11 protein-coding genes are annotated in these 10,104 nt (G+C 43.0%); all 11 read right to left on the bottom strand.

What is annotated here, in order from left to right; translation table 11 throughout:
* Positions 1 to 95 precede the first annotated feature (95 nt).
* A complete protein-coding gene (locus GPK88_RS11265) occupies positions 96 to 539 on the bottom strand; it encodes a YrrC family ATP-dependent DNA helicase (RefSeq protein ID WP_215707819.1) in 444 nt (147 codons plus the stop codon).
* Positions 540 to 553: 14 nt separating this feature from the next.
* Positions 554 to 1,171, bottom strand: a complete 618-nt coding sequence (locus GPK88_RS11260; RefSeq protein WP_215707818.1) for a hypothetical protein — start codon at positions 1,169 to 1,171, stop codon at positions 554 to 556.
* A 23-nt stretch (positions 1,172 to 1,194) separates the two neighbouring features.
* Positions 1,195 to 1,851 (bottom strand): single-stranded DNA-binding protein, encoded by a 657-nt coding sequence (locus GPK88_RS11255; protein ID WP_215707817.1) that lies wholly within the window; start codon positions 1,849 to 1,851, stop codon positions 1,195 to 1,197.
* Positions 1,852 to 1,887: 36 nt separating this feature from the next.
* The gene (locus tag GPK88_RS11250) at positions 1,888 to 2,196 is read right to left on the bottom strand and encodes a hypothetical protein (RefSeq protein ID WP_215707816.1); all 309 of its coding nucleotides are present in this window, start codon (positions 2,194 to 2,196) and stop codon (positions 1,888 to 1,890) included.
* Between the two features lie 480 nt (positions 2,197 to 2,676).
* Positions 2,677 to 3,780: a DUF4179 domain-containing protein gene (locus tag GPK88_RS11245; protein ID WP_215707815.1), complete on the bottom strand. Its 1,104-nt coding sequence runs from the start codon at positions 3,778 to 3,780 to the stop codon at positions 2,677 to 2,679.
* On the bottom strand, positions 3,753 to 4,307 hold the full coding sequence (locus tag GPK88_RS11240; RefSeq protein WP_118511542.1) for an RNA polymerase sigma factor: 555 nt from the start codon (positions 4,305 to 4,307) through the stop codon (positions 3,753 to 3,755). Before GPK88_RS11240 ends, GPK88_RS11245 begins: the two co-directional genes overlap by 28 nt.
* Before the next feature lie 299 nt (positions 4,308 to 4,606).
* The gene (locus GPK88_RS18890) at positions 4,607 to 4,912 is read right to left on the bottom strand and encodes an Ig-like domain-containing protein (RefSeq protein WP_330606330.1); all 306 of its coding nucleotides are present in this window, start codon (positions 4,910 to 4,912) and stop codon (positions 4,607 to 4,609) included.
* A 67-nt stretch (positions 4,913 to 4,979) separates the two neighbouring features.
* Positions 4,980 to 7,625: an ABC transporter permease gene (locus tag GPK88_RS11230; protein WP_195567692.1), complete on the bottom strand. Its 2,646-nt coding sequence runs from the start codon at positions 7,623 to 7,625 to the stop codon at positions 4,980 to 4,982.
* Positions 7,626 to 7,638: 13 nt separating this feature from the next.
* A complete protein-coding gene (locus tag GPK88_RS11225) occupies positions 7,639 to 8,310 on the bottom strand; it encodes an ABC transporter ATP-binding protein (protein ID WP_215707814.1) in 672 nt (223 codons plus the stop codon).
* Positions 8,311 to 8,445: 135 nt separating this feature from the next.
* Positions 8,446 to 9,345: a sensor histidine kinase gene (locus tag GPK88_RS11220; RefSeq protein WP_215707813.1), complete on the bottom strand. Its 900-nt coding sequence runs from the start codon at positions 9,343 to 9,345 to the stop codon at positions 8,446 to 8,448.
* Entirely contained in the window at positions 9,338 to 10,015 is a 678-nt protein-coding gene (locus tag GPK88_RS11215; protein ID WP_215707812.1) for a response regulator transcription factor, read from the bottom strand. The genes GPK88_RS11220 and GPK88_RS11215 overlap by 8 nt, the downstream gene beginning before the upstream one ends.
* Between the last annotated feature and the right edge of the window lie 89 nt (positions 10,016 to 10,104).

The following is a 10,104-nucleotide window of genomic DNA, read 5'->3' as shown; positions in this document are numbered from 1 at the left end:
AAAAGGCCCTCCTAATGATATTTATTTTATCATAGAAGAACCTTCTAAACATTATTTTACAGAAAAAGTTTCATACTCTCTTCCCTCCTACTCGATTATCCTTCCAGAATATCATCTAAGCGTTTCTGCGTAATTCCTTTTACCTGAAGGAGTTTCTCCGGGCTGTCATTAAAAACATTCAGTGTGTCTTCCCCAAACGTTTCTACGATGCGGGCTGCCATTGCCGGTCCGATCCCTTTGATCAGGGATGACGACAAATAAGTCCGAATACCTTCTTTTGTGGTTGGCATGGTTACTGAAAAATTGCTCACACTATACTGCATTCCATATTTTGTGGGTTTCCAGTCTCCAGTCAGTTCCACATCCAGGCCTTCGTTTGTCGGAAGTTCGGTTCCAAATGCCTGAAATATTCCATAATTTCCATTCTTTTGTTTTTTTACTTCCTCCGGTAAATCTTCATTGGTCATGTAGGAAGCTACCGTATATCCACTTCCTGCATTATAATAGATCTGCCGGATGGCTTTACAGCAAATGCTCATGTTCCAGCTCCTCTCTACCATGAGATCCAGAGATAATTATTGCATCCCATACTGGTGATGAAACCATCCTTCTTTAGTTTTTCCCGGATCACCTCTGTCTGTCCAAAAGGATATCCTTTTAAAATTCCAACCCTTCGATATTTCCTTTTTCCAATGGAAATACTGCAGATTCCTTCCCTGTTTACTGAAAAACGGTTTCGATTTTCAGATTCCAGAGTTTTCCGAATCGCCTGGATCCGCTCAAAGCCTTCATCTTCGTACCATATGGCAGCCTGTGCCCTGCATCTTGCCTGCTTCTCCTGATTATCGAAATTTACCGTTTCCGATCCCTTCTCATGATTTTTCGGTAAATCCTCGGTCTTTTCAGCATCTGCATGTACTTTACGGGCATCTGCATTCTTTTGCTGTTTGTTGTCATCATCATTCTCATTCGTTTCCTCCTTGTCCTTTTTCATAATAAATTTTTCATAGAAAAACAATCCTGCTGCAACCGGAATGACCAGTGAAAGGGACTGTATGATCACTGCCAGAAATATCGGCCATAAAAATGGTGATACTAACAGACCAAAAATTCCAGTTATCACGCACAGCTTTTTATGTGCAGACAACCATTTGTTCATTTCCTCCATCATAAGCATTTCCTCCTATGATTTGCTCAGTCAAAATCCAGCTTTTCATCATCTGTTTCCATGTACCGGTCATCAATATCCTGACTACGCTCCCGGCTTCTTGCCGAAGTTCCTCTGGATCTTGTCCCGCCAGAATTTGATCTCCGTCTGTCATCTGATGCACCTGCCCTGGTGTTGCTTCTGTACCTTCCATCTTCACGTTCTCTGTCATAGTCGCGGTCATCCACTTCTTCTCTTCCACTTCTGGTGCTTCTGGAAGCTGAACGCTGGTTTTCTGCACGGTCAGAACGGTTTCGATTAGAAGATGCCCTTGTTTCTCTTTCCGCTTCTTCCCGTTCGTCATTTCCAGATTCTAAAGCTTTCTTACTTTCTGCAAAAGAAATCTCTTCAATCATAAGCCGCATGCCGTAGACATTTTCACCAGCCCGATTCTTGTAGTTGTCATTCTGCATACGACCTTCTACCAGAATCTTGATCCCCTTAAACAGATATTTTTCCGCGAACTCTGCTTTTCGGCCAAAAGCCGTACAGCTGAAGAAATCTGCTTCCGGATCTCCTCTTCGTACAAATTTCCGGTTTACCGCCAAGCGAAAGTTTGCGATGGCAAGTTCTCCATTCTCTGTCTGTGTGTAGCGTAAATCAGGCTCATTTACTACTCGTCCCATCATGATTGATTTGTTCATAATTGTCCTCCCATAACTTTATAAAGTTTTCCAGTTTCATTCCAGATGTTCCCGCATACATTTGACTAACGCTCCTATACCATTTTTTCGGATCTCGCGGGCAGCAGAGTCAGCCGTACATAAATTTTTCGCCATCTCCAGTGATTCTTCTCCCGGATGTGTTGCAAACAATACCGGTATCAGATAAAACAGAGATTTTTTGACCAGCATATCATATGCCATCTTAAAAGATTCAGGCGAAGTTTCTTTTCCATCTGGATTACATACGATCTGCCATACTCCTGGATATTCGATAATCCATTCAAGAAGGTGCACGACCTCCTTTTCCATCTTTTTTCGTTTCATAACGCCCTCCTTGCATTCTGAGCTTCCTTGTGTTTTTTATGATCCTCCTTTTCTTATTTGCTGATCTGTACTTGTTGTCTGCCATATTTTTGCAACAAAAAAAGGCCATTTAGAAATTTTCATTCTAAATGACCTTATTTATTACAAAGGCAGGAGGCTTTTGGCTCCTTAATGTTTTACTCCCGGTCAGATCCGGAACCAGCGTTTCTTATCTGTGTCTACAGATACAAATACAAATCTCACAATCATATTAACACAAGATATTGTTGGCGTCAATCGCACTTTTGCTATATTTTGTATTTTCGATTTTCAAAGATTTAATCAACTTCTCGTATTACTTACGGAAATGTAATTATACCATTTTTATTTATACGAATCTTAAATGTACCACCAAACATTTTATTGTTATTTTTTTATCTCTACAGTAAAAATATCCAATTGCGGTATCTCCTCCCTCTCTTCGATCAAATTATTCTTTTGTCATCTGATTTTAATTTCTATTTTTCCTTCCACTGGGCTATATAAATCCAGAGGATCTTCATCACTTTCATAAACACGTCCTTCGCCTTCTCCGTAAGTATCTTCTATTCCAGTTTCATATTTTTTATATGTTGTGCTGTTTTTTTCTTCTTTATTTACATATAATTCTAATGTCACCGTTTTAGCATCTGGAGAAATTCCTTTATATTTTGTATTATTTCTGCTTTCTTCAAACACAGTCTCTGTGCCTCCATAATTTGTCATTCTATAAAGCCCCTGATTTCCTTTATCGTCGGTTCCTAGTAAATAATAATCTTCATATTCTTTATTATCCAAATTTCCATAAATTGTACTTGCCAAATCGTTTAAGCTCATTTTTGAAATCGTCAGATTTTGATTTGGAGATATCTTTATTTTTTTATTCACATTTACATTTATGGTATTCTTCTCTAGTTCTTCCCAATTTGATGAAAATTCAAAAATATAGTCATCCGTATCTTCTGTATCTGCAGTATCCATTTCTGTTGGATCAAATAACCATACTTTCATTTTTATATCTGCTGTATTATCTTTAAAAGTTGTATCTTCCAACCTATAATGACAAACCTGACCATCTGTTCCGTTCTCCTTTTTCTCCAGAGCATATGTTCCATCTAACTGTGCTGCTTTTCCATTTATCTCCACTTCTGTTAGTAGAATAGTCTCCTTTTCTTTTGAATCATTTATATTATCAGATATTGCCACCCATAAATTCTCCTTATCAGCAGCAATTTCATCTAACGTAATAGAAATTCCATTTTTAGTAATCGTTTTTCCAACACTATCTATATATGATTCTACATTTTCATTAATCCCCAATGCAGTTTGAATCCACGAAGTAATCTGTTCCCAGGCCGCCTTTATCTCATGCGGATGTCCCAAGCCTCCTATCAATAATGCTATTACAACTCCTGCTGCTGCAATCTTTGCTAATTTTAATTTCAAATTAACATTTCGCTTTTTCCATGGCAGGGAAGCTTCGTAAACAAATTTTTCATCTATTTCTCCCATCAGATCCAAAAAATTGTTTTCTTTTTTCATATGATTTCTTTCACCTCTTCCCATAATTTGTTTCTGCTTCGAAAAAGACTGGATTTAATTTTAGTCTCAGAGCATCCATGTCTTTTTGCAATGTCTTTAATATTATCCATATACCAATATCGCCTGACAAAAATATCCCTGTCCCCTGCTTTTAAATCACTTAAAAATTTTTCTAAAATATTCAAAATTTCCTTTTTCTTTATGTCCTCTTCCACATAATCCTTTATTGTATTTTCCAGTTTTTCCACTTCACCACAAATATCCATCATATGTGTATCTGCTCTTTTTGAAGCATTTTTCTTTCTGAAATTGTCCAATGCCAAATTTCTGGTTATTTTTCCAAGAAATGCAGATAATTTTGTTGGCGTTTTAGGCGGAATCTTATTCCACGTTATCAGCCACGTATCATTTACGCATTCTTCTGAATCTTCTGTGTTATATAAAATATTCCATGCAATCTTAAAGCAAAATTTTTCGTACTTTACTTCTACCTGGCGAATTGCATCTTCTGATCTTTCTAAAAATAAATTTATAATATGTATATCTTCCATATCACATTTCTCCCCTGTATATTAGTGTTTTTATGCAGATAGGTTATTTGCAGTGTGCCATATTAATGTTGTCTATTATATATAACGTATTTTTTTCTGTTTGGTTGCACTTTTTTTATAAATTTTTTTGTTACCATAATTCCATTATCACTATAACATATTATCTAATCATTCTTCTCTCCCTGGTCAACTATTAATATCGTAATCTACTTCTGCAAATAAAGCTACATGCAAAAAATGAAAAAAGGAGCTGACATTCCATGTGTATTCATGAAAGGCAGCTCCTGCTTAAATCATTTTTATTTAACTACTACTTTTACTTTTTTGCGGATCTTTCCAGATTTCACTGTGATATAGGCTGTTCCCTTTTTCTTTCCAGTGATCACACCACTGGAACTTACCGTTGCGATCTTCTTATTTGAAGAACTGTAGGTAACCTTCTCCTGGGAAGTGATCGGGCCGATGACCGGTTTCAGCGTAAGTTTTTTATTTCTTGCAACGGTCACGCTTGATTTCAGTCCGGTGATCTTTGTTGTTCTTACTGTTGTTTTTTGCACAGTAACGGAAATGACCTGTTTCTTGCCGCTGGCCAGTGTAATGGTCACTTTGATTATTATTTGAATTCCAGCCCTCAGCCTTTTCATTGACAGAGGGCTAATTATGGCTTAACAATTATTGAGCATCCCTTAACTGATCTACAATGCTGCATTTCGCTGCATTATCATACATCATGCAGGGAATCAGCCACCCAAGCAGAAGAAATACCGGAATTGTCAGCAGGACAGGCAGAACGGTGAACCGATACTCAAAGAACCAGAACATACTGCCCAGCATTTTCCCCGCAAGAGGTCCCACCGCCAGTGAAAGCACAAAGGCCACCGATACGGAAGACATTGCGTAAAACAACCCCTCGTAGATCAGCATGGTTTTGAGCTGTCGGGGCGTCATTCCTACAGCCTGAAGCACCGCAAATTCCCGGCGGCGGGAAAGAATACCGGTCATCATGGCGTTGAAGAAATTTAAGAGTCCCACCAGCCCAATGATAGCACAGAGGATACCACCGATCAGAAGGAACATCTGCCGGAACTGAGCAAACTCAGAGCGAACCGTGGCTTTGCTTTCATACATCAAGGGCGAAAACTCACCGGCCGTGAGCTTTGACAGATATTGCTCTGCTTCGGCCTCGTCAGCTTCGTCCGCTGTGTCGAACAGGTAGAGCATCGGAACGACTGCACCACCGCTGTCCCTCTGTGCGGTGTCCACAGGCAAAACTGCGTTATATCCAATACCACCATAACGATAACCCATGGAGTTCGGAAGTTCTACCAAGGCGCAGACCGTGTACTCTACATCTCTGGCCCCATACAATTTTGCCTGAAGGTACTCCTCCGGTGTGTCTTCGTTGCACAGTTCCCCTGTGCGGCTGTCGATATATTTCACATCATCCGCATAGGTAGCCGTGATCGTGTCTCCCACCTTGGGGTAGTATTCAGGATTGGGCAGATTGCCGTAATCATCCAAAGAAACCGCAATGGCAATGGCGTTATTGTCCGGCTCCAGCATAGGAGAAATATCTCCGTCGAACACTTGCAGCTTGTCAAACAGACTGTTATCCAGAGCCTCGATTCTGGTATCTCCCATCACCATATTGCCCCGGTGCTCCATGCGGCTCATATGGATGTCCAACTGCTCGGCACTTTCGTACCTTGCATAGTCTTGCCGCAGAGCATCCTCCGTCATCCACAGGTATGCGGTTTTTAGCACAGCATATCCCGTGCCGGAAAGACTGGCCTTTGTGTTTGCTGCGATCTCCTCGATCTGTTCTGGCGTGATGAATTCATCTGCCGGGTTGAAACGGAAATAGTCGGGAGTGCTGACGATAAAATCGGCGCAGGTCATGGAGGATACATACTTCTCCATGCTGAAGCCTCCCACAAAGGCACACAGCGCATTGAACAGTGTCACCGACAGTGCCAGAGACACCACCACCAGCACCGTCTTTTTCTTGTTTCGTTCCAGATTGGCAAAGGCCATCTGATGGAGCTTGGCTCCCCGGGTGCTGCGCTGTTTTTTCTTAGTCTGTATCGCATCCGTATATTTGGTAGCCTCTACCGGAGAGACCCTGGCTGCCATTTTTCCGGGCTTGGAACAGGATAAAAGCACCGTCAACAGGGCAAACAGCATGGAACCAAGGAAGATCACAGGCGAAGTGCTGATGGTGGTGATGCCTGCATCCAACTGGGTGGAGCGCAAGACAACAGGTACCAGAACAGCGCCGATGCCGTAGCCCAGCAACAGTCCTGCTGGAATGCCGATCAGACAAAGCAGAAGTGCCTGCTGGCGAATGATACGTTTGAGCTGCCGGGGCGTTGTGCCAATGGTTTTCAGAAGTCCGTAAAACCGGATATCCCCTGCAACAGAGATCTGAAAAATGTTATAGATGATAAGATACCCCGTGAAAATCACCAGCAGCAAAAACGCTGCTATGGCGATCATCAGCTCTGGATCGAGCTGTGACTCCAGCTGGGATGAGGTATATCCCCAGTTGACGCCGATCCGGACGCTGTTGGGATCGGTATAGCTGTCCCATGTGTAGCCAAGATCGGTATCCACCTGCTCCATCTGCCCTTGAATATTTGTGCCGGAGGCCAGCATGACATTCAAATCGGTGCGGAAAGGCTGTAACCCTGTTTTCACTGCCTGCGCTTCGATGTCATCTGCGTAATCACGGCTGATGTTGATGTAGTGAACAGGCATTAGTTCATCATATTCCCAATAGCCCACCAGCGTAAAGGTATCTGTTACAGTAAAGGCGGTTTGATCCTTGTCCGTGATGGAATAGGAAACCGTGACCTCGGCGCCCAGCTCCGGCGTTACGCCAAGCAGCTGCAACGCTGCCGTATCCATGGCTACTTCTTTACCGCTTTCGGGCATCCGCCCGGTAGTAGGGGTGGCATAGCTCCATTTGGTGCAGTTGGCATCCATGTAGCTGATCTCTGCAGGCGTTTTGGAAAAGACGCCATCCACAGTGATGCCGATCACCTTCCGTGCCCCCGCAGCCTTCACCTTTGGATGAGCAGCGATACGTTCCGCCTGCTCGGAGGAAACATCTTTAAAGGTACCGTGTGCATAGCCACCTACCTGCCGAAACTGGTAGGTTTCATAACTGGCGTTCAACGACAAGACAATGGTGAACATGGACGTAAATAGCATCGTTGTCAGCGCAATGGCAAAAATGGCGATCAGATTGCGGCGACGGTTCGCATAAAGAGATTTTAAGCTGAGCTTTCGAATACATTTTTGATTTCTTACCTTCATTACGGTCACCTCCTCATCGGCCCGTGACAATGCGGCCATCTTCTATGCGGATGCTCCGGTCAGATAGTTGGGCAATCTCTTCGTTGTGGGTGATCATCACGATGGTCTGGGCAAATTTTTGACTGCTCACCTTCAGCAGATTCAAAACATCCTGACTGGTCTTGCTGTCCAGATTACCTGTCGGTTCATCTGCCAGAATGATAGCGGGTGCCGCCGCCAGCGCACGGGCAATGGCTACTCGCTGCTGTTGACCGCCTGAGAGCTGATTGGGCAGGGCATCCAGACGGTTGCTCAGTCCAAGCGTCTGCACGATCTGCTGCACAAAAGCCTTGTTTACCTTTCCGCCATCCAGTTCAGTGGGTAGAATGATATTTTCATATACATTCAGCACCGGAACAAGATTGTAGCTCTGAAATACAAAGCCGATTTTCCTGCGGCGGAAGATGGTCAGCGCTTCCTCCTTCAGGGAGAAAATATCCTGTCCGTCCACCATGACCGTGCCGCTTGTAGGACGATCCAGCCCGCCCAGCATATGCAACAGCGTGGATTTTCCGGATCCGGATGTGCCGACAATTGCAACAAACTCTCCCTTCTTCACACTTAAATCAACTCCATCCAACGCATGAACTGCGTTATTACCGGAGCCATAAATCTTTTTCAGGTCTTTTGCCTGTAAAACCTCCATAAACGAGTACCTCCATGAAAAAATCTGTATGTATGAAAGGAAATGATCCTTTGATACATACAGATTATCGCATAGGATTCTTTCCACATTCTTTCCGGCGGAAAATAAAATCTAACAATTTTGATAGAATTGTTATTATTTCGGCAGAAATATGGAAAACGTACTTCCTTTTCCCGGAACGGAAGCAACCTTGATATAACCGCTCTCACCGGATATAATCTGTCGGGCAAGGTATAAGCCGATGCCAACCCCTTCTTGTTCCTGAACAGCATTTGAACGATAAAAACGGGAAAATATCTTTGCCTGCTCGTTTTCCGAGATACCTGAACCGGTATCCGATATATCGATCCTTGTAAACATTTCGTAACTTACGGTAGAAATCGTGATTGTTCCATGCTCCGTATATTTGATGGCATTGTCTACAATATTAGCCAGTGCTTCCTCTGTCCATTTGAAGTCAAATGTAGCGGAAATATCTGTATTGTACAGATATATGGATAATCCTTTTCCAGAAGCCTTGGCGGCATATTGTTCTACTACGCTTTCAAGCAGCGGCTGAAGTGATGCTTGCTGAGGGGAAAGTGAAATGATCCCATTTTCCAGTCTGGAAAGTTTTACGAGAGAATCAATCAGAAATCGTAGCTTTTCCGATTGTTTGTACAGTGCCTCCACGTTTTCCTTTGCCGATGCAGGCAGAGTTTCCTCCATCAAAAGCTCGCTATATAACAGCAGGTTTGCAATCGGCGTTTTCGTCTGATGGGAAATGTCCGCAATCAAGGATTTGATTTTGTCTTTTTCCTGTGCCATATTTCGAGAAGATGCTTCTGCGGCAGAAAGATAGTGTGCAAACTTTGTTTCCAAAGCAGACAGCTGGCTTTCATCAAAAGTTGTTTCAGAAAAGGAGCCGGTCATGGCGGCGTCCAGCATCCTTTCGATTTCTTCCATCGCTTTTATGACCTTTCTCCGCTCCCATAATACAACAGCTGCTGCCGCCAGAAAACACAGCAGTATGATCGCGATGCCGCTTTTATTCATCTTTTGTCACCCAACTATAACCGATTCCATAGACGGTTTTAATGTATTTCTGTGCCCCAAGCTTATCCCTCAGACGCTTGATCGTAACAGACAAAGCATTTTCATCCACATATTCAGCACCATCTGTCCAGATCCTGTCTACAAGGTCTCCACGGGTCATGGTTCGACCACGATTTTCAACAAGCAGACGCAGTAATTTTTGCTCTGTTTTACTCAATTCCACTTTTGAATCTCCCACATAAAAGGTCATAGCCTCAAAGTCAAAGTGAAAAAGATCAATATGGGTCGGTGCATTTTTATGGCTTGACGCTTGCTTTCGCAGTTGGGTATTCACCCTTGCCCGCAAAACCGAAAGAGAAAAGGGCTTGGTAATGTAATCATCAGCGCCCCTCTCCAGTCCGTCCACGATGTCCAGATCGGTATCATTGGCAGTCAGCAGAATAACAGGAATCCCGGGTATGGTTTCCTTGACCTCCCGTAGCAATTCAAGCCCACTGCCATCCGGCAGATTGATATCTAACAGGATCAGGGATACACCGCCGCAAAGCAGCTGCTCCTTCGCCGTTTTCAGGTCTTTGCAGGAAATGATTTTCCGATCATCTACTTTCAGTGCTTTGCATAAACCTTGATTCAAACCAATATCATCTTCAACAATCAATAACTGCTCCATATATCTTACTCCCTCGTTACTCAAAGGTATTCGGCAAAGTTAATAACAAGACACAAAAATAACCGCCCCCGCCTCGCAAACTGAACGGT

It is taken from the genome of Blautia sp. MCC269 (assembly GCF_018785655.1).
GTDB lineage: Bacteria > Bacillota > Clostridia > Lachnospirales > Lachnospiraceae > Blautia_A.
This window is presented reverse-complemented; position numbering and strand designations above follow the sequence as displayed.

Bases quoted from the DNA above. Each gene is read 5' to 3' on its own strand.
- GPK88_RS11240 (WP_118511542.1), bottom strand. From the start codon at position 4,307: ATGGAAGATATACATATTATAAATTTATTTTTAGAAAGATCAGAAGAT.
- GPK88_RS11230 (WP_195567692.1), bottom strand. From the start codon at position 7,625: ATGAAGGTAAGAAATCAAAAATGTATTCGAAAGCTCAGCTTAAAATCT.
- GPK88_RS11265 (WP_215707819.1), bottom strand. From the start codon at position 539: ATGAGCATTTGCTGTAAAGCCATCCGGCAGATCTATTATAATGCAGGA.
- GPK88_RS11245 (WP_215707815.1), bottom strand. From the start codon at position 3,780: ATGGGAAGAGGTGAAAGAAATCATATGAAAAAAGAAAACAATTTTTTG.
- GPK88_RS11260 (WP_215707818.1), bottom strand. From the start codon at position 1,171: ATGATGGAGGAAATGAACAAATGGTTGTCTGCACATAAAAAGCTGTGC.
- GPK88_RS11255 (WP_215707817.1), bottom strand. From the start codon at position 1,851: ATGAACAAATCAATCATGATGGGACGAGTAGTAAATGAGCCTGATTTA.
- GPK88_RS11225 (WP_215707814.1), bottom strand. From the start codon at position 8,310: ATGGAGGTTTTACAGGCAAAAGACCTGAAAAAGATTTATGGCTCCGGT.
- GPK88_RS11215 (WP_215707812.1), bottom strand. From the start codon at position 10,015: ATGGAGCAGTTATTGATTGTTGAAGATGATATTGGTTTGAATCAAGGT.
- GPK88_RS11250 (WP_215707816.1), bottom strand. From the start codon at position 2,196: ATGAAACGAAAAAAGATGGAAAAGGAGGTCGTGCACCTTCTTGAATGG.
- GPK88_RS11220 (WP_215707813.1), bottom strand. From the start codon at position 9,345: ATGAATAAAAGCGGCATCGCGATCATACTGCTGTGTTTTCTGGCGGCA.